The sequence below is a fragment of the Dyella sp. 05T440 genome (genome assembly GCF_056395965.1).
Genome location: NZ_JBFTKN010000010.1, coordinates 154,899 through 178,546 on the forward strand (window position 1 = coordinate 154,899; position 23,648 = coordinate 178,546).

General features: G+C 64.5%; 21 protein-coding genes and 1 tRNA gene. 10 read left to right on the forward strand and 12 right to left on the reverse strand.

Features of this window, described 5'->3' with window-relative positions:
- Nucleotides 1-63: 63 nt before the first annotated feature.
- The 7 genes from recA to AC1DE1_RS14475 all read left to right on the forward strand — a co-directional run bounded on the left by recA (nt 64) and on the right by AC1DE1_RS14475 (nt 7,297).
- Entirely contained in the window at nt 64-1,095 is a 1,032-nt protein-coding gene (recA, locus tag AC1DE1_RS14445) for a recombinase RecA (RefSeq protein ID WP_441605144.1), read from the forward strand.
- Between the two features lie 116 nt (nt 1,096-1,211).
- Nucleotides 1,212-1,697 carry a regulatory protein RecX gene (locus tag AC1DE1_RS14450; RefSeq protein WP_441605145.1) on the forward strand — a complete coding sequence of 162 codons (486 nt, stop codon included), beginning with the start codon at nt 1,212-1,214 and terminating at the stop codon, nt 1,695-1,697.
- An 81-nt stretch (nt 1,698-1,778) separates the two neighbouring features.
- Nucleotides 1,779-4,415, forward strand: coding sequence for an alanine--tRNA ligase (gene alaS / locus AC1DE1_RS14455; protein ID WP_477176357.1), 2,637 nt, complete (start codon nt 1,779-1,781; stop codon nt 4,413-4,415).
- A gap of 260 nt (nt 4,416-4,675) precedes the next feature.
- Nucleotides 4,676-4,882 (forward strand): carbon storage regulator CsrA, encoded by a 207-nt coding sequence (gene csrA, locus AC1DE1_RS14460; RefSeq protein ID WP_046971859.1) that lies wholly within the window; start codon nt 4,676-4,678, stop codon nt 4,880-4,882.
- Between the two features lie 74 nt (nt 4,883-4,956).
- Nucleotides 4,957-5,049, forward strand: a tRNA-Ser gene (locus tag AC1DE1_RS14465).
- Nucleotides 5,050-5,418: 369 nt separating this feature from the next.
- Complete coding sequence (locus AC1DE1_RS14470) at nt 5,419-6,528, forward strand: YXWGXW repeat-containing protein (protein ID WP_477176358.1); 1,110 nt, start codon at nt 5,419-5,421, stop codon at nt 6,526-6,528.
- Nucleotides 6,529-6,709: 181 nt separating this feature from the next.
- Nucleotides 6,710-7,297 carry a hypothetical protein gene (locus AC1DE1_RS14475; RefSeq protein WP_477176359.1) on the forward strand — a complete coding sequence of 196 codons (588 nt, stop codon included), beginning with the start codon at nt 6,710-6,712 and terminating at the stop codon, nt 7,295-7,297.
- Nucleotides 7,298-7,348: 51 nt separating this feature from the next.
- On the opposite strand, the gene AC1DE1_RS14480 is transcribed toward AC1DE1_RS14475, so the two are convergent.
- The 7 genes from AC1DE1_RS14480 to AC1DE1_RS14510 form a co-directional block, all read right to left on the reverse strand.
- A complete protein-coding gene (locus AC1DE1_RS14480; protein WP_477176360.1) occupies nt 7,349-8,077 on the reverse strand; it encodes a UDP-2,3-diacylglucosamine diphosphatase in 729 nt (242 codons plus the stop codon).
- A 6-nt stretch (nt 8,078-8,083) separates the two neighbouring features.
- On the reverse strand, nt 8,084-8,773 hold the full coding sequence (locus AC1DE1_RS14485) for a peptidylprolyl isomerase (RefSeq protein WP_477176361.1): 690 nt from the start codon (nt 8,771-8,773) through the stop codon (nt 8,084-8,086).
- Between the two features lie 89 nt (nt 8,774-8,862).
- A complete protein-coding gene (locus tag AC1DE1_RS14490) occupies nt 8,863-10,380 on the reverse strand; it encodes a Ppx/GppA phosphatase family protein (protein ID WP_441605151.1) in 1,518 nt (505 codons plus the stop codon).
- A gap of 76 nt (nt 10,381-10,456) precedes the next feature.
- Complete coding sequence (gene ppk1, locus AC1DE1_RS14495) at nt 10,457-12,559, reverse strand: polyphosphate kinase 1 (RefSeq protein ID WP_477176363.1); 2,103 nt, start codon at nt 12,557-12,559, stop codon at nt 10,457-10,459.
- A gap of 98 nt (nt 12,560-12,657) precedes the next feature.
- On the reverse strand, nt 12,658-13,926 hold the full coding sequence (phoR, locus tag AC1DE1_RS14500; protein ID WP_477179121.1) for a phosphate regulon sensor histidine kinase PhoR: 1,269 nt from the start codon (nt 13,924-13,926) through the stop codon (nt 12,658-12,660).
- 73 nt (nt 13,927-13,999) lie between these two features.
- Nucleotides 14,000-14,689 (reverse strand): phosphate regulon transcriptional regulator PhoB, encoded by a 690-nt coding sequence (gene phoB / locus AC1DE1_RS14505; protein WP_046971852.1) that lies wholly within the window; start codon nt 14,687-14,689, stop codon nt 14,000-14,002.
- Nucleotides 14,690-14,812: 123 nt separating this feature from the next.
- Nucleotides 14,813-16,495, reverse strand: a complete 1,683-nt coding sequence (locus AC1DE1_RS14510) for a M48 family metalloprotease (RefSeq protein WP_477176364.1) — start codon at nt 16,493-16,495, stop codon at nt 14,813-14,815.
- 242 nt (nt 16,496-16,737) lie between these two features.
- On the opposite strand from AC1DE1_RS14510, the gene grxC reads away from it, so the two are divergent.
- The 3 genes from grxC (at nt 16,738) to AC1DE1_RS14525 (ending at nt 18,618) form a co-directional block, all read left to right on the forward strand.
- Nucleotides 16,738-17,001, forward strand: a complete 264-nt coding sequence (gene grxC / locus AC1DE1_RS14515; RefSeq protein ID WP_441605156.1) for a glutaredoxin 3 — start codon at nt 16,738-16,740, stop codon at nt 16,999-17,001.
- Nucleotides 16,998-17,405 (forward strand): carboxymuconolactone decarboxylase family protein, encoded by a 408-nt coding sequence (locus tag AC1DE1_RS14520; RefSeq protein ID WP_441605157.1) that lies wholly within the window; start codon nt 16,998-17,000, stop codon nt 17,403-17,405. Before grxC ends, AC1DE1_RS14520 begins: the two co-directional genes overlap by 4 nt.
- Before the next feature lie 199 nt (nt 17,406-17,604).
- Nucleotides 17,605-18,618 (forward strand): isocitrate dehydrogenase, encoded by a 1,014-nt coding sequence (locus tag AC1DE1_RS14525; protein ID WP_477179122.1) that lies wholly within the window; start codon nt 17,605-17,607, stop codon nt 18,616-18,618.
- Between the two features lie 51 nt (nt 18,619-18,669).
- Here the strand turns inward: AC1DE1_RS14525 and AC1DE1_RS14530 are convergent, their stop codons facing one another.
- From AC1DE1_RS14530 to AC1DE1_RS14550, 5 genes are all read right to left on the reverse strand, one after another.
- Entirely contained in the window at nt 18,670-19,134 is a 465-nt protein-coding gene (locus AC1DE1_RS14530) for a carboxymuconolactone decarboxylase family protein (protein ID WP_477176365.1), read from the reverse strand.
- Between the two features lie 34 nt (nt 19,135-19,168).
- The gene (gene sigJ / locus AC1DE1_RS14535; protein ID WP_441605161.1) at nt 19,169-20,068 is read right to left on the reverse strand and encodes an RNA polymerase sigma factor SigJ; all 900 of its coding nucleotides are present in this window, start codon (nt 20,066-20,068) and stop codon (nt 19,169-19,171) included.
- A gap of 58 nt (nt 20,069-20,126) precedes the next feature.
- Complete coding sequence (locus AC1DE1_RS14540; protein ID WP_441605162.1) at nt 20,127-21,071, reverse strand: aspartyl/asparaginyl beta-hydroxylase domain-containing protein; 945 nt, start codon at nt 21,069-21,071, stop codon at nt 20,127-20,129.
- 94 nt (nt 21,072-21,165) lie between these two features.
- Entirely contained in the window at nt 21,166-21,951 is a 786-nt protein-coding gene (gene thiD, locus AC1DE1_RS14545; RefSeq protein ID WP_477176366.1) for a bifunctional hydroxymethylpyrimidine kinase/phosphomethylpyrimidine kinase, read from the reverse strand.
- 218 nt (nt 21,952-22,169) lie between these two features.
- The gene (locus AC1DE1_RS14550) at nt 22,170-23,549 is read right to left on the reverse strand and encodes a PhoH family protein (protein WP_121881422.1); all 1,380 of its coding nucleotides are present in this window, start codon (nt 23,547-23,549) and stop codon (nt 22,170-22,172) included.
- Nucleotides 23,550-23,648: the final 99 nt, after the last annotated feature.

Genomic DNA, 23,648 nt, shown 5'->3' on the forward strand with positions numbered 1-23,648 from the left:
CAGCCCGTGAGACAAACCGCGGGCATCATGTCTTCATTCACTGCCACTCCGGGATTCAAGACGATGGATGACAACAAGCGCAAGGCGCTCACTTCCGCCCTCGGCCAGATCGAGAAGCAATTTGGCAAGGGCGCCGTCATGCGCCTGGGCGATCGCGTCGACGACGCCATCGACACCGTGTCCACCGGCTCGCTGGGCCTGGATATCGCGCTGGGCATCGGTGGCCTGCCGCGCGGCCGCGTCGTCGAGATCTACGGTCCGGAGTCCTCGGGCAAGACCACGCTGACCCTGCAGGTCATCGCCAACTGCCAGAAGAACGGCGGCACCGCGGCGTTCGTGGACGCCGAGCACGCGCTCGATCCCACCTACGCCGCCAAGCTGGGCGTCAACGTGGAGGACCTGCTGGTCTCCCAGCCCGACACCGGCGAACAGGCGCTGGAAATCGCCGACATGCTGGTGCGCTCCGGCGCGGTGGACGTGGTGGTGGTCGACTCGGTTGCCGCGCTCACGCCCAAGGCTGAAATCGAAGGCGAAATGGGCGACTCGCACGTCGGCCTGCACGCCCGCCTGATGAGCCAGGCGCTGCGCAAGCTCACCGCCAACATCAAGAAGTCCAACTGCCTGGTGATCTTCATCAACCAGATCCGCATGAAGATCGGCGTGATGTTCGGCAGCCCGGAAACCACCACCGGCGGCAACGCGTTGAAGTTCTACGCCTCGGTGCGCCTGGATATCCGCCGCATCGGCGCGGTGAAGAAGGGCGAAGAGGTGATCGGCTCGGAAACCCGCGTCAAGGTGGTCAAGAACAAGGTGGCGCCGCCGTTCCGACAGGCTGAATTCGAAATCCTTTATGGCGAGGGCACCTCGCGCGAAGGCGAAATCATCGAGCTGGGTGTGGCGCAGAACCTGATCGACAAGTCCGGCGCCTGGTACAGCTACAAGGGCGACCGCATCGGCCAGGGCAAGGAGAACGTGCGCCAGTTCCTGCGCGACAATCCGGCCATCGCCAATGAAGTCGATGCCGAACTGCGCAAGCGTCTGCTGGTGTCGAACGGCACTTCGCCGCTGCCGGCGGTGGAAACCGAGGAAGCCTGATCGGACATCAGGCACCCGCTGGGCCGCAACCATGCGCGCTCTAGCGGGTACCCGTTCCAGATCAGCCGGAAGGGCGGCGCGCGTCGCCCTTCTGATGGCAAGACCATAGGTCACGCATGCCGCGAGAACCCGGTGACAAACCCAAAACCTCAGCCTATGACCGGGCGTTGGGGTTGCTTGCGCGCCGTGAGCATTCCCGGCGTGAGCTGAAGCTCAAGCTGCGGCAGAAGGGCTACGAGGGCGACGAAGCCGGCGAGGCCATCGACCGGCTGGGCGAGCAGCACTACCAGGACGACGAACGATTCGCCGGGTCGCTGGTGCGCAGCAGAGCGTCCCAGGGTTACGGACCCATGCGCGTGCGTGCCGAACTCAAGAGTCACGGTTTGTCCGACGCCCGCATCCGGGCCGTTCTGGACGAAGCAGGCGTGGATTGGGACGCCAACGCCCTGAACGTGCTGCGGCGGCGTTTTGGCGGCAAATCGCCGCCGGATCACGCAGAAAAGGCACGTCGGGCGCAATTCCTCTTGCGCCGGGGCTTTCCCGCCGCCACAGTACGGAGTGTTACCCACGCCGACGTGGACGACGCAGCCGACGACGCCTGACCTCCCCACTGCTGGGACGGGAGAGTGTCGCTTCGGCGGTGCTTCCCGGCGTGACCCATCCGCCAGGTCCTCCCCAGCCGCATGAAAACCGCCGAAATCCGCTCGACCTTCCTCGACTATTTCCGTTCGAAAGGGCACACCATCGTGCCGTCCAGCTCGCTGGTGCCGGCCAGCGATCCGACGCTGCTGTTCACCAACTCGGGCATGGTGCAGTTCAAGAACGTGTTCCTGGGCAGCGAAAAGCTGCCGTACGTGCGCGCCGCCGATGTGCAGCGCTGCCTGCGTGCGGGCGGCAAGCACAACGACCTCGATTCGGTGGGCTATACCGCGCGTCACCACACCTTCTTCGAAATGCTGGGCAACTGGTCGTTCGGCGACTATTTCAAGCGCGATGCCATTGCCTATGCGTGGGAGCTGCTGACCGACGTCCTCAAGCTGTCCAAGGACAAGCTGTGGGTCACCGTCTATCACACCGATGACGAAGCCTTCGACATCTGGAACAAGGAAGTGGGCGTGCCGGCCGAGCGCATCGTGCGCATCGGCGACAACAAAGGCGCGCCTTACGCTTCGGACAATTTCTGGCAGATGGCCGACACCGGTCCCTGCGGTCCGTGCACGGAAATCTTCTACGACCACGGCGAAGACATCGCCGGTGGCCCGCCGGGCTCGCCCGATGAAGACGGCGATCGCTACATCGAGATCTGGAACCTGGTGTTCATGCAGTTCGACCGCGCGCCCGACGGCACGCTGTCGCCGCTGCCGGCGCCGTGCGTCGATACCGGCATGGGCCTGGAACGCCTGGCGGCCGTGCTGCAGCACGTGCATTCCAACTACGAGATCGACCTGTTCCAGCACCTGATCAAGGTCGCTGCCGAACTCACCCGCACCAAGGATCTGGCCAACAAGTCGCTGCGCGTGATCGCCGATCACATCCGCGCGTGCTCGTTCCTGATTGTCGATGGCGTGCTGCCGTCCAATGAAGGTCGTGGTTACGTGCTACGCCGCATCATCCGTCGCGCATTGCGCCACGGCTGGATGCTCGGCGTGCGCGGCGATTTCTTCTGGAAGATGGTGCAGCCGCTGGTCGAGGAAATGGGCGAGGCCTATCCGGAACTGGCCCAGAAGCAGGCCTTCGTGGAAGACGCTCTGCGCACCGAAGAGCGCCGCTTCGGCGAAACGCTGGAAAACGGCATGCGTCTGTTCGATGCGGTCGCAGCGAAGTCCAACGGCAGCATTCCCGGTGCCGATGCTTTCCGTCTGTACGATACCTACGGTTTCCCGGTCGACCTCACCGCCGACATCGCGCGCGAGCGCGGCCTCACGGTGGACATGGATGGCTTCGAGCAGTCCATGAAGGAACAGCAGGAACGCAGCCGCGAAGGCGGCAAATTTGAAGCCAAGGGCCAGATGCCGGCCGAGCTGGCCAGCCAGCTGCCGCCGACCGCTTTCCTGGGCTACGACGCGCTGATGAGCCAGGGCAGCAAGGTGGTCGGCATCGTGCGCGGCGGCAAGCAGTACGACCAGCTGGGCGAGGGCGAAGAAGCCCTCGTCATGCTCGACCGCACGCCGTTCTACGCCGAGTCCGGCGGCCAGGTGGGCGATACCGGCGTGCTGGTGAACACGACGGGCTCGTTCGCGGTGGCCGACACGCTCAAGATGGGCGGCGTGTTCTTCGGTCATGCCGGCCGTTGGAACGGCAAGCAGGCGCTGCGCGTCGGCGACGTGGTCGATGCCAATGTCGACGGCTCGCGTCGTCAGGCCATCGTGCTCAACCACTCGGCCACGCACTTGCTGCACGCAGCGCTGCGCAAGGTATTGGGCGAGCATGTGACGCAGAAGGGTTCGCTGGTCGCACCCGAGCGCCTGCGTTTTGACTTCTCGCATTTCAAGCCGATGAGCGCGGACGAACTGCGCCAGATCGAGACGCAGGTGAACGCCGAAGTGCGCCGCAACGCGGCTGCCGAAGTGCATCACATGGGCTACAACGAGGCGATCGAGTTCGGCGCAATGGCGCTGTTCGGCGAGAAGTACGGCGACGAAGTGCGCGTGCTCAAGATGGGCGAGTTCTCCACCGAGCTCTGCGGCGGCACGCATGTCGGTCGCACCGGTGACATCGGCTTGTTCAAGATCGTCAGCGAAGCGGGCGTAGCCTCCGGCGTGCGCCGTATCGAAGCTGTTACAGGTGCGGGCGCGTTGGCTTATGTGGCCGACGAGGAGCGTCGCCTGGGCGAGTTTGCGCAGCTGTTGTCGTCCAATGGTGACGATGCCGTGGAGAAGCTGCGCCAGCTGTTCGACAAGCAGAAAAAACTCGAGCGCGAATTGGAGTCGCTGCGCGCCAAGGCCGCCGGTTCGGCGACGGCGGATCTCGCCTCCACGGCGAAGGACGTGGCCGGCATCAAGGTCATCGCCGCACGCCTGGAGGGCCTGGACGCCAAGGCACTGCGCGACAGCATGGATCAGCTCAAGCAGCAGCTGAACGATTGCGTGGTGCTGCTGGCCGGTGCCGCTGACGGCCGCGTTTCTCTGGTCGCAGGCGTCGGCGGTACGGCGCTGGGTCGGGTCAAGGCCGGCGACGTGGTGGCGCATGTCGCCAGCCAGATCGACGGCAAGGGCGGCGGTCGTCCCGACATGGCCCAGGGCGGTGGCAACGACACTGCCGAATTGCCCGGCATTTTGGAGGGCTTGGCCGACTGGATCGGTCAGCGCCTGGCGTCCTGAGCGGGTCAACCACCGGGAGTCCGTTGCCGTTTACGCATTGCGCTGCCATCGGACGCTCGGCTAGTATCCAAATACTGCTGACACCGATGGTTGCGCCGGTGTCGCTTGACATGGCATCACAGGGGATGCCTCGTCTGTGTAACCGGGAAGGCGGTAGGGCCTTCGGCGGTAGCATCGTCGAAATGTCCAGATGGTGAAGCTCAGGGGTGAGGCATAACCGTCTGTTGGCCTGTGACCAAAGTATTCATGGAGTGGCAAACATGTTGATTCTGACCCGCAGGGTCGGTGAAACCTTGATGATCGGTGACGAGGTGACCGTTACCGTTCTCGGCGTCAAGGGCAACCAGGTGCGCATTGGTATTAATGCGCCGAAGAACGTTGCCGTGCATCGCGAAGAGATCTATCAGCGGATCAAGAACGAGCACGAGCCGGACGGCACAGCCTCCGGCGGCACTGGCGAACACTGACAGGCAAGAAACGCTTTACCTCGAGCGCGCCGGTTAGTATCCTTGCCGGCTCCGCAGAGATGCGGACGAAAAACGGAGAGATGCCCGAGAGGCCGAAGGGGCTCCCCTGCTAAGGGAGTATAGGGTCAAAAGCCTTATCGAGGGTTCGAATCCCTCTCTCTCCGCCAGATACGCAAAAAGCCCCGCGAGGGGCTTTTTGCGTATCTGGCGGAGAGAGAGGGATTCGAACCCGCCGGTTCGACAAAATTGTCAGGAACAATTTTGGACAGCCGAAGGCTGGCCCCGTAGCGCGGAAGCGCGAAGGGGTGAGGCCCGTCGATGCGCCGAGCATTCCCACCCCCAACGTCACCGCGCCCTGCAACGAAGGCACAAGCTTTTCGAGCATCCAGCCACACCGCTTGAGACGCCCACTCAAGATCGCATTCATCTCCCGTCTCACCTTCTGAACCCTAACGAACCCACCCCTCACCACCGCGTATAACCTCGCCCCATCTCCCGCGTTATGGTCAGCAGGTCCCCGCACTGGGAGTGGCGTTATGGAATGGCTCAAACCCCGCCGACGCGCAGCGCCGCAACGCTGCCTATTCCTCGCCGCCCTGGCACTCGCCACCGCCGCAGCCCTCCCTCTGAATGCGAGCGCCGAAGTCTCCGTCGGCGTCTCCGTCGGCATCGCACCACCACCCCTGCCGATCTACGTGCAACCAGACATTCCCGCACCCGGTTACATCTGGGTGCCGGGCTATTGGGCTTGGGATGGCGACGGCTATTACTGGGTGCCTGGCACCTGGGTCTATCCGCCCTACGTCGGCGCGCTATGGACCCCGGGTTACTGGGGCTGGGGCGGTGGCGTGTACGTGTTCCACCGCGGCTACTGGGGCCCGCACGTGGGCTTCTACGGCGGCATCAACTATGGCTATGGCTACACGGGCGTCGGCTACGCCGGCGGCTATTGGCGAGGCCGCGCGTTCTACTACAACCGCTCGGTGAACCACATCGACAACGTGCACATCACCAACGTTTACAGCCGCACGGTGGTGAACAACAACTTCAATCGGGCCAGCTTCAATGGCGGTCAGGGCGGCATCGCCGCGCGACCTTCATCTCGGGAGTTGGGCTACGCGCATGAGCAACACGTCGCTCCGGTTGCCGCGCAGGAGCAGCAGCGGACGCTGGCTAGCCAGAACCAGGGCATGCGTGCCTCCTTCAACCACGGTGCGCCTGCAGTAGCCGCCACGCCGCGCGCGGGCGCCTTCAATGCGGCGAGCGGAGCGGCTCATGCGCCGGCAGTCCAGGCGGCGCCGGCTGCTGCCCATGCAGCGCGCGTTGCTGCGCCGGCGGCCGCATCGAACAATCCCATGGCGCTGCACTCGGCGGGCTTCGCGCCGCATGGCAGCAGGGGGACGACAGCAGCTGGCGGCGCGCCTGCCTACCATCCATCAGCGACGACGAGCCACGCGGCGTATACGCGTGGGCCTTCCAATCCTCCGGCGGGCTATCACGCAAGCAGTCGCCCCCAGCCGGCCTACGCAGCGCATGCGTCGCCGATGCCGGCCTATCACCCGCAGGCAGCTCGTCCGGTCGCCGCACCGCATCCCCAGGGGCGTGCGCCGGCAGGGGCGCCCCATGGTGGGCCGGAACATCGCTGACCGGCCGGCCGCGGGAACAATCTGAAAAAAGCCAGCTGCTTCTTTTAGCCGGCGTCCTACGTCGCAAACAGCGAGGAATGATGGCCTCCTGCCCCTAGAATGGCGTGCGGTTCTCCAGGACCGCGAACGGATACGGGAGTAGCCGTTCCACAAAACCATCGAAACAAGGAGAGGGGAGTCGATGTTCAAACGTATCGTATTTGCAGCGCTGCTGGTGGCGTCAGGCAGCGCCATGGCGTCGAAGGATCTGAGCAATATTCCGCTGGTGTGGTCGCCCACGCAGAGCTTTGCGGAATTTGGTGCGGTGGACTTGAACGGCATCGGCAAGGTGAAGGTGCAGTTCAACGGCTTCACCGACGTGCGCAAGAATCCGCCACTGATCGCCGAGAACCATGAGAAGGAACCGGCGCGCCAGGTCACCACGAAGGACAACGTGGCGGCGTTCGTTACCGACCACGTGAAAGATACTTTCAGCAAGGCCGGCATCAACGTGGTCGATAGCGGTGGTGACGTGATCGTGTCGGGCGAGATCCGCGACTTCTTCGTCAACGAGACCGAGCAGTACGTGGGCAATGTCACCGTCTACGTCACGATGACGAACCAGTCTGGCAAGGTGCTGTGGCAGGGCGTGGCTGGCGGCGGCGCGAACAACTTTGGTCGTTCGTACAAGGCGGACAATTACTACGAGACCTTGTCCAACGCCGTACTGAAGCTCAGCAACAGCATGCTCAACAGCCAGGGTTTCCGGAGCGCGATGCAAGCGCCCTGATGGCGGGAGAGGGACGATCACTCGCCGCGCGCGGCGGGTGATCGTTCGACGTCAGGAGAGCGCGAGTCCCCGCAACTCCACGCCTTCAGGCGAGACACGCAGCACCGAGCCGTGCTCGTACCAGTCGCCCAGCACGATGCGTTCCGCCGTTTGGCCGTCCAGATCGAATCGATGGATGGCGGGGCGATGGGTATGCCCGTGGATCAGCCGCGAGACGCCGGCCTTGCGCATGGTGTCCGCCGTCGCATCGGCATTGACGTCCATGATGGTTTCCATGGTGGCGCCCGTATGCGCCTTGCTGTCGGCACGTGCCTTGGCGGCAAACGCGCGGCGCGCTTCCAGCGGCATCGCCAGGATCTGCGCCTGCCACTCCGGCGTGCGCACCTGCTTGCGTACCGCCTGGTAGGCGAGGTCGTCGGTGCACAACACATCGCCATGCATCAGCAAGGTGGGACGACCATAGAGCTCGTGAACGGTACCGTCTTCGAGCAGCGTCATGCCAGCGCGTTCGGCAAAGGTCTGGCCGAGCAGGAAGTCGCGGTTGCCCACGATGAAATATACGGGCACGCCATGGTCGCGCAGCGCCTTGGTGGCGCGGGCGATGCGGCTGGGGAGTTCGGCATCGTCGTCGTCGCCGATCCACGCTTCGACCAGATCGCCGAGGATATAGACGGCGTCGGCGGAGCGCGCCTCGTCGCTGGCGAGAAAATCTTCGAACAGGCGAGTGATCTGCGGACGGCTATCGTCCAGATGCAGATCCGCGATGAACAGTGTTGCCATGTTGCGTCAGCCCTTCTTGCTGCCCGGCTTCTTGGCCGGCTCGGTGGCGGGCGCGGCGGGCTTGGGCGGGGTGGCCGGAGCGGCGGCCGCTTCTTCGCCAACCACGTTGGCGCTGTCGATCACCACCAGCGGATTGGGCACGTCGCCGGCAAACGGGCCGAGCCCGCGCGTCGGCAGCGCAGCCATCTTGTCGACCACGTCCATGCCCTTGATGACCTTGCCGAACACGGCATAGCCCCAGGTCAGGCCGCTCTGGTTGCCGACGAAATCGAGACGGCGGTTGTCGACCAGGTTGAAGAAGAATTGCGCCGTGCCCGAATTCGGATCGGCGCCGCGCGCCACTGAAACCGTGCCGCGCACATTGGACAGGCCGTTGTCCGCTTCGCTTGGGATCGCCGAGTGGGTGCGCTTGGCCTGCAGGTCGCGCGTATACAGGCCGCCCTGCACCAGGTAACCGGGGATGGCGCGATGGAACACCGTGCCGCTGTAGAAACCGTCGCGGACGTACTGCAGGAAGTTCGCCACGCTCTTGGGCGACTTGTCGGGGTAGAGCTCCAGCGTGATGTCGCCCTGCGAGGTATGCAGCACCACTTCCGGATGCGTGACGGCAGGTGCGGCCGCGGCAGGCTTGTTGGCCTGGGCGAGCAGCAGGGACGAGGGCAGCAGCAGGAGCGCGGCGAGCAGGAGTCGGGTCATGGCAGGTCGGGCGGCGTGTGGCATCAGGACATCATACGCGGCGAAGAGGCTCCATGGCCGGGCCGACCGGCGGCCCGTACCAGCAGAGCTCAGGATGGATGGACTTCGAGCAGCAGACCGAGCTCGTTCAACGGAGCCTGTTCCTGGTCCAGGTCGGCCTCGCTCAGTGGATGCTGGTCGATCCAGGCGGCCGGCACGGTGAGGCGCAGGCGTTGCGTGGTGGCCGCCAGCTGCATCTGGGGCAGCGATTCGGCCCGGCGTGCGCGCCGGAACAGCACGCCCAGGCGGAGCAGGGCGGTGATATAGCGCGCCAGCTGCCGGTAGCGCTGCGGCAGCGCCGAGAAGGTGGCCTTGTCCGGCTTGCGGCGGTGCGACTCAACGATGGCCGCAAGGAGTTGCTGCTCCTGTCGCGAGAAACCGGCGAGATCGGCGTTGCGCAAAATATACGCGCCGTGATGGTGATGCTGGCTGTGCGCGATGGCGAGGCCGATTTCGTGCACGCGTGCCGACCACGACAGCCACTCGCGCGCTTCGGCGTCGAGCTTCCAGATGCGTGCGATCTGGTCGAAGAACATCAAGGCCGTCGATTCCACGCGACGCGCCTGCGCGCGATCGACGCCGTAGCGGTTGGCCAGCGCGTCGATGCTCGCCGTGCGCGGATCGCTGCCGCCGGCGCGGCCGAGCAGATCCCACAGCAGGCCTTCGCGCATCGAACTTTCGCAGACGCGCAGGCGCTCGATGCCGAGGGCTTCAAAGGCCGCTTCGAAAATCACCACGCCGCCGGCGATGACGGGAGCGCGATCGTCCGCCAGGCCCGGCAACTTGAGTGTTTCGATCTGACCCTGGGCGAGCAAGGCGTCGCGCAGCTGGGCCAGCGACGCCGGCGTGATGCCGTCATCGGAAAAGCGCATGGTCTGCACCACCGAGCCAATCGCCTTGGCGGTGCCCGACGAGCCGAACGCCTCGACCCAGCCGGACTCGCGGTAATCCTCGGCGAACTGCTGCAGCAACACGCCGATTTCATTGTTGGCGCGCTGCCAGCGCTTGCGGTTGAGCTTGCCGCCAGGAAAGAAGCGCAGGGTCGAGGCAATGCAGCCCGCCTGCACGCTTTCGGTGTGCATGGGCGCGAAGCCACGACCGATGATGAATTCCGTACTGCCGCCGCCCACGTCGATCACCAGTCGGCTTTCGCGCGAAGCGGGCAGGTCGTGCGATGCGCCGAGAAAGATCAGGCGGCCTTCTTCGCGTCCGGAGACGATTTCCACCGGATGGCCCAGCGAGGCCTCGGCGGCGGTGAGGAAAGTTTGCGGCGAGGCGAGCCGGCGCACGGTATTGGTGGCCACCGCACGTACGCGGCTGGACGGCACGCCGGCAATGCGCTGGCCGAAGCGGGCAAGGCAATTGAGCGCCCGGGCGCGATGCTCGGCATCCAGGGTGCCGTCAGCGCGCAGGCCGGCGGCCATGCGCACGGTTTCACGCAGGCGATCGATCACACGGGGCTCGCCGTGTTCCACGCGCGCCACCACCATGTGGTAGCTGTTGGAGCCCATGTCGACGGCAGCGATCAGTTCGCCGTCCTTGATCTGGATCTGATCGCCTTGACTCATGCGGGGCTCGTTCCGGGCTGCAGAGTGTGAATTCTCTCACGCGGGAACCGGGGCGAGTAGCGCAAATTACGTTGGGCTACACCGTGCCGGGCGTCAGCTTCTCCAGCAGCGACTGCTGCGCGCTGTGCGGCGGCTGGTCGCCGGGCTGCGCGCGGGTGTAGCGGCCGTCGCCATCGAGCAACCATGCCTCGGTATTGTCAGCGAGGTAGTTGGCCAGGGTTTCGTCGTAGACGCGCGCGGCGTGCACCGGGTCGAGTATGGGGAAGGCCACTTCGATGCGACGCTTGAGGTTGCGTTCCATCCAGTCGGCGCTGGCGCAATAAATCTCGGGCGCACCATCGTTGCCGAACCAGTAGACGCGGCTGTGCTCGAGGAAGCGACCCACGATCGAGCGCACGCGAATGCGTTCGGACACACCGGGGATGCCCGGCCGCAAGGTGCACGCGCCGCGCACGATCAGGTCGATCTCCACCCCTGCCTGCGAGGCGCGATAAAGCGCCGAAATGACATGGGCTTCGTTGAGCGCATTGAGCTTGGCCACGATGCGCGCCGGCCGCCCCGCTTCGGCGTGTGCCGTCTCGCGCTCGATCTTGGCCAGGACGCAGCGGTAGAGCGTGAAAGGCGAATGCAGCAGGTGCTTGAGCTCGATCATCGGGCCCAGGCCCGAGAGCTGCTGGAACACCTTGTGCAAATCCTCGCCGATGCCCGGATGCGAGGTCATCAGGCCGATGTCGGTGTAGCTGCGGCTATTGCCCTGGTGATAGTTGCCGGTGGAAAGATGCACGTAACGGCGCAGCACTTCTTCTTCGCGGCGCACGATCAACAGCATCTTGGCGTGCGTCTTGTAGCCCACCACGCCGTAGACCACTTGCACGCCGGCTTCCTGCAGGCGCGTGGCGAGGCGGATGTTCGCCTCTTCGTCAAAACGCGCGCGCAGTTCGATCACCACGGTCACGTCTTTGCCGTTGCGCGCCGCTTCCACGAGCAGGTCCACCAGTGGCGTGTCGGCGCCTGCGCGATAGAGCGTCTGCTTGATGGCCAGCACAGCGGGGTCCTGCGACGCCTGGCGCAACAGGTCGACCACGGTGGCGAACGATTCGTACGGGTGATGCAGCAGCACATCGCGCTGGCGCAGCACTTCGAACTTGCAGCGGCTGCCGTTGAAGGCGGCCGGCAGCTGTGGGATGAAACGCGGGAACTTCAGATCCGGGCGATCCAGGCCGTCATAGATGGTGCCGGCGCGGATGATGTTGACCGGACCGTCGCAGCGATAGACGTCGGTTTCTTCCAGCTCGAAGTTGGCGATCAGCATGGCCACGATCGCCTTGGGACAGTCGTTGCCGATCTCCAGCCGCACCGGTCGCGCATAGCCGCGGCCGATCAGTTCTTCGCTCAGCGCGCGGGCGAGGTTTTCCACCTCGGCCTCTTCCACCATCAGCTCGCTGTTGCGGGTGACGCGGAACTGGTAAGACCCGGCTACCTTGAAGCCGGGGAACATCAGATCGACGAAACCCTGCAGCAGTTCGGCCAGGAAAATGTAGTGCTCGCCGCCGTCGCACACTTCGCTGGGCAGGCGGATGATGCGCGGCAAGGAGCGCGGCGCGCGCACGAGTGCCATATGGCCTTCGCGACCGAATGCATCGCGGCCCTTCAGCACCACGGCGATATTGAGCGTCTTGTTGAGGATGCGCGGGAACGGATGCGCCGGATCCAGGCCCAGCGGCGACAGCACCGGCATCACTTCATTCTCGAAGTAGCCCTGCAGCCACAAGCGTTGGCGCGGCGTCCAGCGATCGCGCGTTAGAAAGTGGATGTTCTCGGCATCGAGCGCGGGGCGCAGTTCGGCCTGCCAGGTTTCGTACTGCAGGTCGACCAGATCCAGCACGCGCTTGCGGATGCAGGTGAGCAATTCGCCGGAGGAGATGCCGTCCGGGCCGGGCGCGGCCGAGCCGAACATGTGGTGGTGCTTGAGCATGGCCACGCGCACCTCGAAGAACTCGTCGAGGTTGTTCGCCACGATGCTCAGGAAGCGCAGACGTTCCAGTAGCGGAATACGCTCGTCGCGCGCCTGCGCCAGTACACGGAAATTGAATTCGAGCGCAGCCAGCTCGCGGCTGAGAAACAGCTCGGGAGCAGCGCGGTCGATGACGGGAGGAGGGGTGGCAGGCTTGCGACGCATTCGTGCATTCTGGCCGATCCCGCACTTTGTTACATGGCGCAGTGCCGCGTAGTGTGACGGCCGTTCAGCTGAGACGCCGGGGCGCCCGCGGATACCGCTTATTCAGGGTCGCCCACGCCCGGCGCGAGCAGGCGTTCGGCGCTGAACCAGCAGGCAAAAGTCGAGCCCTGTCCCGGTTCGCTCTGGATGTCCAGGCGCGCCTGATGCAGGTTCAGCACGTGCTTGACGATGGACAGGCCCAGGCCGGTGCCGCCGCTTTCGCGTGAGCGGCTGGAGGAGACACGGTAGAAGCGTTCGGTGAGACGCGCCAGGTGCGAAGCCGGAATGCCGTAGCCGGTATCGGTGACGGAGTAGACCGCGCCCTCGGACGTGCGGCGCCAGCGGATGGTGATGCGGCCGCCGGTGGACGTGTAGCGCACGGCATTGCTCACCAGGTTGGAGAAGGCGCTGTGCAGATCCTTCACCGAGCCGAGCAAGTCGGCTTCGGCGGTGGATTCCATGGTGATCTGGTGGCGGCCCTGGCTCAGCGCCTCGGCCTCCTTGCGGATGGTGGCGAGCAGCGGGGTCATCTGCACGCGCTCGTCCTGCACGTGCTCCTGGGTTTCCAGGCGCGAGAGCGTGAGCAGGTCTTCGACGATCTGACCCATGCGCTTGGATTGCGCACGCATTTCGTTGAGCACGGGCGCGAGTTCCGGCACGTCTTCCGGATCGATCAGTTCGAGATAGCCGTGGATCACCGTCAACGGCGTGCGCAATTCGTGCGACACGTTGGCGACGAAATCGCGGCGGATCTGTTCCAGGCGCGTGAGATGGCTGATGTCGCGTGCCAGCAGCAGGCGCTGGCGACGACCGAACGGCAGCAGCGTCACGTTGATGTGGCGGTTGGGATGGCCTGGCGCGGCCACGTCGTTGAGCGGCTCGCGTGCGCCTTCCTTCAACCAGGTGGCAAGTTCGGTGGTGCTCAGGCGTTCGTCCAGATGCGCACCGCGATCCTGCGGACGGCGCAGGCCGAGCAGGTCTTCGGCAGCATGGTTGAACCAGCGGACGTGTTGCTCGTTGTCGAGCAAGACGACCGCATCCGGCAGACTGCCGGCGGCACTGCGCAGGTCGCGCAAACTGGAAGCGATTCGGCGGGAGCGCGTCATGAAACGGTCATGCTGGAGAGAGGTCAGCCTAGGATCTTGCGTCATCATGAGCTGCGCTTGATGACGGATTCGGGTCACTAAAAAGACGATTTCCACGACGGCGACCAGCGCCAAACCCGTGGCTACGTGGCCTCCCGCAAGCCAGCCGGCGACAGCGCCCAGCAGCAGTCCGGCGCTCAGCGCGGCCGGCAGCTTCCAGGGTCGGTCGAAGGTTGTTGGCATAGGGAGGATTCAGTCGTGCCGGGCTGGCGGTGCGCCAGCATCGGCAAAAGCCTGCGATCCCGCAATAGGAAAGTCAGACGCTGGCGGAGAATCGATAACCCGCTCCGCGCACGGTCTGCACCATGTCATCGAGCTTCCATGGTTCGAGCGTCTTGCGCAGGCGGCGGATATGGACGTCCACGGTGCGTTCTTCCACGTACACGCTGCCGCCCCACACATGGTCGAGCAGCTGTGCGCGCGAATATACGCGTTCGGGATGCGTCATGAAGAAATACAGCAAACGATATTCGGTGGGCCCGATGGTCACCGGCTCATCGCCGGCAAACACGCGGTGCGCCGGACCGTCGATGCGCAGGCCACCCAGCTCCACCATGCCCGAGCCGTCGTCGCCCTGGCTGCGGCGCAGTACCGCTTTGATGCGCGCCACCAGTTCGCGGGTGGAGAAAGGCTTGACGACATAATCGTCGACGCCGGCCTCCAGCCCGTTCACGCGGTCCATTTCTTCGCCGCGCGCCGTGAGCATGATGATCGGAACCTCGCGGCTCAGCTCCTCTTTGCGCAGGCGGCGGGCCAGTTCGAGGCCGCTGGTACCCGGTAGCATCCAGTCGAGCAGGATGAGGTCGGGTACCTGTTCGGCAATGGCCAGTTGTGCCGCACGCGCGTCAGCGGCGTGGATGGCGTCCATGCCGGCCTTGCGCAGGGCAAAGGCGACCATGTCGCGGATCGAAGCTTCGTCTTCGACAATCAGAATGCGCTTATGCACGCTTGAGGTCCGCTGGGGGAGGGGCTGTGACGCATTTATTGCAGCGGTCCAATGTTACGCCCGGATGACATTTCACGCGGTCGCAACAACATGGCGTGTCTAGCGTCTCAGGTTTGGCTGAAATCAGCGCACCGAATTGGTGGCGCCAAAGCAGAGCCGGCCCCGGCAATTCACGTTGTTTTGCAGCTGCTGGCTGCGGCCGTCGGGGTTGTCGTCGGTCTGCACGCGGCGCTTGCGCAGTTCCATCACCAGGGGCGTCAGGTCGTTGATGCGGGCCTGGATGCGGGCTCGGGCGTAATAGTCCAGATCGGGGCGTTTGAGCAGGTTCTTGAGCTGTTCCATGGCGTCGAAGGGGCGGCCGGACAGGTAGGAGGCATCGGCATAGGCCTCACCGGAGCGCACGCTGTCGCCGGCTTTATCCGCCGCACGAGCATAGGTGCGGTAGAGCTCGGGCTCGTCGTTGTTGTCCAGCATCGGCAGCACCATGCTGGCCGCCTGCTTGGCTTCATCCTGCGAACCGCCCTCGGTCAGTGCCTTGGCATAAGCCATGGCGATGGCTCGATTGCGTGGCGATTGCTGGTTGAGCTCGGCATACAGGGTCAGAGCCTCCGCGCGGCGGCCCGCCTGCAGCTTGGCGTCGGCCATGGCCAGGCGTACCACCTGGCTGTCGGGATGCGCGCTGAGCACCGGCTGCAGTTCGTCCACGGCTTTGGCGCCGCGATTGCTGCGGATGAGGGCCAAGGCATAGCCGTAGCGATTGGATGGCGTATCGAAGCTGCGCTCGTTCTGCAGGTTGGTGGCGTAGTAGGTGGACAGCTGGCCGGCGTCGCCGGAAAGCACGCGGACGCGCTCGCGCATCAGCAGGTACACGTCGAGACCGCCCTTGTTGTCGCGGGAGGCGATCGCGGTAGGGTCTTTGACAAAGGAGATGGGCGCCGTGCTTTTTTCCCACTGCGCCTTGTCCAGCGTGGGGCCGTTCGGCCGCTGCTTTTGCTGGGCGATCAAGGTGCCGGCGCGCGCCTTGGCGTCGCTGATGCGGTCCATGCTGACCGGATGGTCCTGCAGCAGCGCGGGTACGTCGCCGAGGTCGCCGCCGGAACCGACGCGCAAGGTGTCTTCCATGCGGCCGAAAAACGAGGCCATGGCGTTGGGGTCGTAGCCGACGTTGGCCAGCGTCTGGATGCCGGCGCGATCCGCTTCGATTTCGTCCTTGCGGGTGAAATTGATCTGGCGCTGCATCAGCAGCCCCTGGCCGCCCATCATGATCGCACCCGCCGCATCGCCCGCACCGGCGCCGGCGCCGGCCGCAATGGCGCCAAGCAGGATCAGCGCCATCAACGGCGTGTCCTTCTTGGAGGCTTCGAAGGCGCGTTGCAGGTGGTTTTGCGTGATATGGCCGATTTCGTGGGCGATCACGCCGGCCAGCTCGCTCTCGCTGTTGGTGATGATGATCAGGCCCGAGTTCACCGCGATATAGCCGCCAGGCGCGGCAAACGCGTTGATCACGTTGTCATTGGCGATGAAGAACTGGAAATGTTCCTTCGGTTTCTCGCTGCCGGAGACCAGGCGGTAGCCCAGGTCGTTGATGTAGTCGTCCAGCATGGGGTCGTCGACCACCATGTTCAGCGCACGCATCTGGCGCAGCATGGCGGCGCCGTAGTCCTGGGCTTCCTGCGGCGAGATCAGGGCGTTCGCCGAACTGCCCAGATCGGGCAGGCGCACGTCCTTGTCCTGCGCGGCGGCGCTCAGCGTCAGGCCGGCGCAGAGCAGGGCGGCCAGCAGGCGGGTGGGCGTGAAGCGGCTCATGGGCGTCCCGCCCGCGGGCTGTGCGTCGTCATTGTTCCGTTTTCGTTAGCCCGCCCTGCGGCATTCCGCCCCCGTTTTACGGGGAAACGGATTGTCTCCGGGGAGGGGCGTGGTGCCATGCGCATAGGTCAGCGACAATAGCATTAGTGACACCAGCTTACGGTGTCAGTTCACTGTTGTTTACACCCCTGGCGGACCCCATGTAGGGCTGCCGTAGGGTTCCCGGATTTTCGAGGTGTGTTGTGCCCAAAATTGAGGTCTATTCCACGGCGGTATGCCCGTACTGCGTGTCTGCCAAGAACCTGCTCAAGTCCAAGGGGCTGGAGTGGAGCGAAGTACGCATCGATACCGACCCGGCGCAGCGTGACGCCATGCTGGCCCGGAGCGGCGGTCGTCGCACCGTGCCGCAGATTTTCATCAACGACCACCATGTGGGCGGTTTCGACGATCTGGTCGCAGCTGACCGCAGCGGCAAGCTTGCCCAACTGCTGGAGATCAATGCATGAGCCACCTGAAGGACGAGGCCGGCAAGGACCGCGTTGCCGAATTCACCGCGTTTCGCCAGCGCATGAACGAGCGCATTTTGTCGGAGGACAACCAGGTCGTCCGCCGCTTCTTTGCGCTCGATACGCAGACCTACAAGCCCGGCGCGCTGGACGTGAAGACCAAGGAGCTGCTCGGCCTGGTCGCCTCCATGGTGCTGCGCTGCGACGACTGCATCAGCTACCACGTGGCCCAGTGCAAAGAAGCGGGCGTCACGCGCGAGGAATTCTTCGAAACCTTCAGCGTCGGCCTGGTGGTGGGCGGCTCCATCGTGATCCCGCACCTGCGCCGGGCGGTGGACTTCCTCGATCAGCTGGAATCGGACCAGGGCGCCACGCCGGCTGCGGACTGCGCCAGCCACGCCTGATATTGCTTCGGGGCGGCTCCCTCCTTGCCGCCCCGTTGACGCATGCGAGTTTATTCAATGCTGCGTGCGAGGATTTGCAACGGCGGCCAGGGCTTGTGCTCTGGCCGCTTGGCGACGCATCGGGGATAATCGACGGGTTTTATAACCCTGTCGTACCCCGCCACAGGGTTGCTCGATTCATATCCCAAGGAGTGTCCCCATGAGCAAGACCATTGCCGTGCTTCCGGGCGACGGTATCGGCCCCGAGATCATGAACGCCACGTTGCGCGTGCTCGACGCCCTGGACTGCGGCCTGTCCTACGAGTTCGTCGATGCCGGCATGGTCGCGCTGGAAAAGAGCGGCGACCTGCTGCCGCAGCCGACGCTCGACGCCATCGCCAAGCACAAGGTGGCCCTGAAGGGCCCGCTGACCACCCCGGTGGGCGGTGGCTTCACCTCGATCAATGTCACCCTGCGCCGTCATTTCGACCTATACGCCAACGTGCGTCCGGCGATCAGCTTCCCGGGCACCAAGGCGCGCTTCGACAACATCGACATCATCACGGTGCGCGAGAACACCGAAGGCGCATACCTGTCCGAAGGCCAGTCGATTTCCGAAGACGGCGAAACCGCCATCTCGATGATCCGCAACACGCGCAAGGGCTCCAGCCGCATCGTGCGCTACGCCTTCGACCTGGCCGTGAAAAAGGGCCGCAAGAAGGTCACGGCCGTGCACAAGGCCAACATCATCAAGACCGCCTCGGGCCTGTTCCTCAACGTGGCACGCGAGATCGCCAAGGAATACCCGCAGATCGAGTTCAACGAGATGATCGTGGACAACGCCTGCATGCAGCTGGTGATGAAGCCCGAACAGTTCGATGTGATCGTCACCACCAACCTGTTCGGCGACATCCTCTCGGATCTGTGCGCCGGTCTGGTCGGCGGCCTGGGCCTGGCCCCGGGCGACAACATCGGCACCGAAGCGGCGATCTTTGAAGCGGTGCATGGTTCGGCGCCCGACATCGCCGGCAAGGGCATCGCCAATCCGTGCGCACTGCTGCTCGCCGCGGCCGACATGCTCGATCACCTGGGCATGGTGGAGAAGGGCGACAAGGTACGCAACGCCATCCGCGACACCATGACCAACGACCGCGACAGCGTCACGCCGGACATCGGCGGCAAGGGCACCACGTCGAGCTTCGGCGACGCCATCGTCAAGCGCGTCAAGGCTTGATTGGCTTCATGCCATAAGGAAAAAGCCCCTCAGCGAGGGGCTTTTTTTGCTTCAGGCCACCTGTTTCGCCGCCGGCTTATAGCTGCCGGCCGGCGTCTGGAACGCTACGTTGATGCGGTTCCAGGTGTTGATCAGGCCTACCAGCAGGGTGAGGCTCAGCAGTTCCGCTTCGCTGAACGAGGCACGGGCGCGCTCGTAGACGGCGTCGGACACACCATGCTCGCCGAGGCGCGTGACTGCCTCGGCCCACTCGAACGCTGCGCATTCGCGCTCGCTGTAGAACGACGCTTCGCGCCAGCCCGGGAGGACGTAGAGGCGCTGCTCGGTTTCGCCGGCGGCGCGCGCATCCTTGCTGTGCATATCCATGCAATAGGCGCAGCCGTTGATCTGCGACACGCGCATCAACACCAGCTCCACCAGCGGGGCTTCCAGGCCGCTTTCATGCATCGCCGCACTGAAGTCGAGCAGCGGCTTGAGGGCCTGGGGGTACTTCATAAACGAAAGACGCTTGGACATGACGGGTTCCTTGGCATGCGGCCACCGTGGCCGCTCATGACAAAGACGTACCAGCCTGCGGATTCGTGACAGCTTCCAGGCGCGCGAGTTTGTCCGGGTTGCGCAGCGAGTGGATGCTGGTGATGCGCTCGCCGTCCGTTTCGATCCACGCGACCGTCGAGAGCTTGGTATTCACCCAGGTCAGCAGCGCGGGCGCCCCGTTGAGCCACTGCAGCCGGTGCACGATCGAATAGTCGCGATAGCGCTGGGCGATGATGGCGTACAGCCGCACGATGCGGTCAGCGCCATGCAGCGGGCGCAGCGTGGCGCGAGCCTTGCCGCCGCCATCGGCCAGGTGGACGGCGTCTTCGGCAAACAGCGCCTGCAGGGATTGGACGCTGGCGCTTTCCAGCGCATCGCGAAACTTGGCCAGCAGGCGGCGCTGCACGTCCGGCGCATGGGTGAAGCGCGGGCGTCCTTCGCGCAGGCGCTGGCGTGCGCGATGGACGCGCTGGCGGCAGGCGTCTTCGCCGATCTGCAGCATCTGGGCCGTTTCGCCGTGGCTGTAATCGAACACCTGGACCAGCAGGAAGGCGGCGCGTTCTTCCGGACTCAGGCGTTCTAGCAGGGCGAGGAAGGACAGGCTGAGACTTTCCGTGCGCTCCAGCACCGCTTCCGGCTGCTGCGTCTCTTCCACCAGCGGCTCGGGGAGCCAGGGGCCGGTGTAGTGCTGGCGTTCGGTCTTGGCGCGGCGCAGGCGGTCGAGCGACAGCCGGGTGGTCACCGTGACCAGCCACGCCTCGGCGTCGTCCAGGGCGGTGGCGTCCTGCTGGTGCCAGCGCAGCCAGGCGTCGTGCAACACGTCCTCGGCATCGGCCTGGGTGCCGAGCATGCGGTAGGCCAGGCCCAGCAGGCGCGGACGGTGGTGCTGGAAGGTGGTGGTGGCAGCGTCCATGACGTTCTCCGACAGGAAGACACCTCAAGGACGCGCGAGTATCGCGATTCGTGACCGCTCAGCGAAAGAACGGCCAGGGCGCCAGGAAGATGATCCAGATCAGCACCAGCATGCCGATGTATTTTGCCGTGCGGAACAGCTTGGGATGTTTCTTCTTGAACGCGCGATTGCGATCGCGGCTGCGCTGGTTGAGCGCAAACATGCGGTTGACGAAGCCGGTCTTTTCTTCCGGCGATTCGGTGTTGGGGGACGCGGTGATCTTGCCCATGAAGGCACCCACGCGGTGATTGATGGCATTCATGAAGCGCGTGCGCAACGGACGCTCGACGTCGGCGAACAGGATCACGCGCGTCTGGTCGGTGCGGTTCTCCGCCCAGTGCACGTAGGTTTCGTCGAACACCACGTCCTTGCCATCGCCCCAGCTGTGCATCTCGCCATCGACAAAGATGCGGCAGTCTTCGGAGTTGGGTGTGATCAGGCCCAGGTGGTAGCGCAGCGAACCGGCGAACGGGTCGCGATGCGGGTTGAGCTTGCTGCCGGGCGGGAGCAGGGCAAACATCGCCGCTTTCACGCTGGGAATGGCATTGAGCAGGGCTACTGTCCGGGGGCACAGCGTTTCGGCCGAGGCCAGCGGCTCGCCGTACCACTTCAGATAAAAGCGCTTCCAGCCCTGCTTGAAGAAGCTGTTGAAGCTGGCGTCGTTGTTCTTTTCCGCGGCGCGGATAAAGCCCTCGTCGAACAGGTGCAGTGCTTCTTCGCGTATGGCCTGCCAGTTGGCCTGCAGCAGATCGAGCTGGGGAAAGCCGCGGCGATCGAGGATGGGGGTGGCGGGCACTGCCGAGAACGCGTACATCAGCAGGTTGTACGGCGCGAACACCGCCGAGTGATCCACCAGTTGACGATCGAAGCGCAGCCTGGCGCGACCGCGCAGATGCACCAGCAGCACGCACAATGCGAACAGTGCGAACAGGATCAACAGTACGAGGCGCGGGGCAAGGATCATGGACGAGTCATGGCGGCGAGCGGAAGCCGCCATTCTACTCCCTGGGGCCGTACCCACCCGGACGCCGATTCAGCGACCGTGCGGATTGGCCGCATCAATGGCCGAGCACGTGAACCTCGCCGCCGCCCGGGCGATAGCTGCGTTCGAGCGCGCGCTGCACGTAGGCCACGGCGCGACGCACGGCCGAGCGCGGCGCATGGCCCTTGGCCAGCTCCGCCGCGATGGCCGAGGCCAGCGTGCAGCCCGTGCCATGACCTTCGATGGGGAGACGCCGATGGCGCAGCTCCATCACGCCGCTTTCGTCGTAGAAACGGTCGATCACCTGGCGTTCGTCCGAATGGCCGCCTTTGAGCAGCACGGTACGGGCGCCGAGCTTGAGCAGGGCCTTGCCGGCACGGTCGAAATCCTGCGCCTTGCGCAATTTTTTACCCAGCAAGGCTTCTGCCTCGGGCAGGTTGGGCGTGAGCACATCGGCCAGCGGAATCAGTTCTTCGACCATGGCCTCAACCGCGTCCTCATCGAGCAGTCGCGCACCGCTGGTGGAAATCATCACCGGGTCGACCACCAGCCACGCGGGTTTGCGTGCGCGCATCTCCTTCGCCACGAGCCTGGTCACCGAGGCGCTTCCCAGCATCCCGGTCTTCACGGCGCCGATGGCGAAGTCGTCGAACACGGCGTCCAGCTGACTGCGGATGTGTTTCAGCGGAACCGTGTGCACGGCGGTAACGCCTTGCGTGTTCTGCGAGGTGATCGCCGCGATCACCGAGAGGCCATGCACTTCGCGAGCGTGGAAGGTTTTGAGATCGGCCTGGATACCGGCGCCACCACCCGAATCGGAGCCGGCGATGGTGAGGGCGATGGGCGGGGCGATGTGGGGCATGGTGTGTCTTGGATTTGGATATGGGTGTCTTCGAATTCTGCTGCGCGCCAAATGACGGGCGTGTCGAAGAACAGCGCATCATAGGCGCTAATTGTGGGAGCGCACCCTGTGCGCGACAAGCCTACGGAGCGGTGACGACCGGAGTGCCGTCGCGCACAGGGTGCGCTCCCACAGTGAGGGAAGTTGCTCCGATGGTCGTCGGAGCAACTCGGTTTCTCTTACAACGCTTCCGACGCAAAATCCGCCAGGCGCGAACGCTCACCGCGACGCAAGGTGATATGCGCCGAGTGCTCCCAGTGCTTGAATCGATCCACCGCGTAAGTGAGGCCCGAAGTGGTTTCCGTGAGGTAGGGCGTGTCGATCTGCTCGACGTTGCCCAGGCAGACGATCTTGGTGCCGGGACCTGCACGCGTAATCAGCGTCTTCATCTGCTTGGGCGTGAGGTTCTGCGCTTCGTCGATGATCAGATAGCGCGAAAGGAAGGTGCGGCCGCGCATGAAGTTCAGCGAGCGGATCTTGATGCGTGAGGCGAGCAGGTCGTTGGTGGCCTGGCGTCCCCAGCTGCCGCCTTCCTCCGGATTGGCGAGCACTTCGAGGTTGTCGGTGAGCGCTCCCATCCACGGCGTCATCTTTTCTTCTTCCGTGCCGGGGAGGAAGCCGATGTCTTCGCCCACCGAGACGGTGGCGCGCGTCATGATGATTTCGCGATAGCGCTGCTGGTCCATCACCTGCGCCAGGCCGGCGGCAAGCGCGAGCAGGGTCTTGCCGGTGCCGGCGGTGCCGAGCAGGGTGACGAAGTCGACATCCGGGTCCATCAGCACATTGAGCGCGAAATTCTGCTCGCGGTTTCGCGCCGCGATGCCCCACACGGCGTGATTGGCGTGGCTGTGATCGTCCAGCAACACCAGGGTGGCCTTGGCGTCGTCCACATGCAGCACGCGCAGTTCCACGCTGTTGTCGCCAGGCAGGAACAGGCACTGATTGGGATACCAGTCTTCATCGTCGCGACGGTCGAGTTTGTAGAAGGTGCGACCGCGTTCGTTCCACGACTGCACTTCGGGGTGCTTGTCCCAGAAATCCTCGCCCAGCTCGGTGGAGCCGGTGTAAAGCAGCGCGAAGTCATCCAGCGCGCGGTCGTTTTCATAGTCTTCCGCATCGATGCCGTAGATCTTGGCCTTGATGCGCAGGTTGATGTCCTTGCTGACCAGCACGACCGAGCGGTCGGGATTCTGGTCGCGCAGTTCGATCACCGCCGACAGGATCAGGTTGTCTGCCTTGCCGTGGCCGTTGGTGGTGCGCTGCTGGAAATACAGCCTGCCTACCGCGCCGCCGCGTTTGAGATTGACCCCTTCGGGGTTGGACAACTCCAGGCCGTTGCTGATGCCGTGGCCGTTGCCACGCACGATCAGTTCATTGAGGAAGCGGCTGACTTGACGACCATTGCGCGAAACCTCGGAGGCGCCCTTTTTCTTTTCGTCCAGTTCCTCCAACACCGTCATGGGGATGAAGACATCGTGTTCTTCAAAGCGGAACAGCGAAGTCGGATCGTGCAGCAACACATTGGTGTCGAGAGCGTAGATGCGCTTGCTTCCGGTCATACGGAAGAAACCTCTTGAGAGTGCGAGGTGGAAGAACCGCGGCATGCGGCGTGCCGCGGGAAGTCGGCCGATGGGCCGGGATGCCATGCACGATAGGGA

Coding starts and splice junctions, on each gene's coding strand:
- AC1DE1_RS14525 (WP_477179122.1), top strand. CDS start 17,605: ATGAGCAAGACCATTGCCGTGCTTCCGGGCGACGGTATCGGCCCCGAG.
- AC1DE1_RS14485 (WP_477176361.1), bottom strand. CDS start 8,773: ATGACCCGACTCCTGCTCGCCGCGCTCCTGCTGCTGCCCTCGTCCCTG.
- AC1DE1_RS14470 (WP_477176358.1), top strand. CDS start 5,419: ATGGAATGGCTCAAACCCCGCCGACGCGCAGCGCCGCAACGCTGCCTA.
- AC1DE1_RS14550 (WP_121881422.1), bottom strand. CDS start 23,549: ATGACCGGAAGCAAGCGCATCTACGCTCTCGACACCAATGTGTTGCTG.
- ppk1 (WP_477176363.1), bottom strand. CDS start 12,559: ATGCGTCGCAAGCCTGCCACCCCTCCTCCCGTCATCGACCGCGCTGCT.
- sigJ (WP_441605161.1), bottom strand. CDS start 20,068: ATGGACGCTGCCACCACCACCTTCCAGCACCACCGTCCGCGCCTGCTG.
- AC1DE1_RS14520 (WP_441605157.1), top strand. CDS start 16,998: ATGAGCCACCTGAAGGACGAGGCCGGCAAGGACCGCGTTGCCGAATTC.
- AC1DE1_RS14510 (WP_477176364.1), bottom strand. CDS start 16,495: ATGAGCCGCTTCACGCCCACCCGCCTGCTGGCCGCCCTGCTCTGCGCC.
- thiD (WP_477176366.1), bottom strand. CDS start 21,951: ATGCCCCACATCGCCCCGCCCATCGCCCTCACCATCGCCGGCTCCGAT.
- AC1DE1_RS14490 (WP_441605151.1), bottom strand. CDS start 10,380: ATGAGTCAAGGCGATCAGATCCAGATCAAGGACGGCGAACTGATCGCT.
- AC1DE1_RS14480 (WP_477176360.1), bottom strand. CDS start 8,077: ATGGCAACACTGTTCATCGCGGATCTGCATCTGGACGATAGCCGTCCG.
- phoR (WP_477179121.1), bottom strand. CDS start 13,926: ATGCCAACAACCTTCGACCGACCCTGGAAGCTGCCGGCCGCGCTGAGC.
- alaS (WP_477176357.1), top strand. CDS start 1,779: ATGAAAACCGCCGAAATCCGCTCGACCTTCCTCGACTATTTCCGTTCG.
- AC1DE1_RS14530 (WP_477176365.1), bottom strand. CDS start 19,134: ATGTCCAAGCGTCTTTCGTTTATGAAGTACCCCCAGGCCCTCAAGCCG.
- AC1DE1_RS14475 (WP_477176359.1), top strand. CDS start 6,710: ATGTTCAAACGTATCGTATTTGCAGCGCTGCTGGTGGCGTCAGGCAGC.
- csrA (WP_046971859.1), top strand. CDS start 4,676: ATGTTGATTCTGACCCGCAGGGTCGGTGAAACCTTGATGATCGGTGAC.
- AC1DE1_RS14540 (WP_441605162.1), bottom strand. CDS start 21,071: ATGATCCTTGCCCCGCGCCTCGTACTGTTGATCCTGTTCGCACTGTTC.
- recA (WP_441605144.1), top strand. CDS start 64: ATGGATGACAACAAGCGCAAGGCGCTCACTTCCGCCCTCGGCCAGATC.
- AC1DE1_RS14450 (WP_441605145.1), top strand. CDS start 1,212: ATGCCGCGAGAACCCGGTGACAAACCCAAAACCTCAGCCTATGACCGG.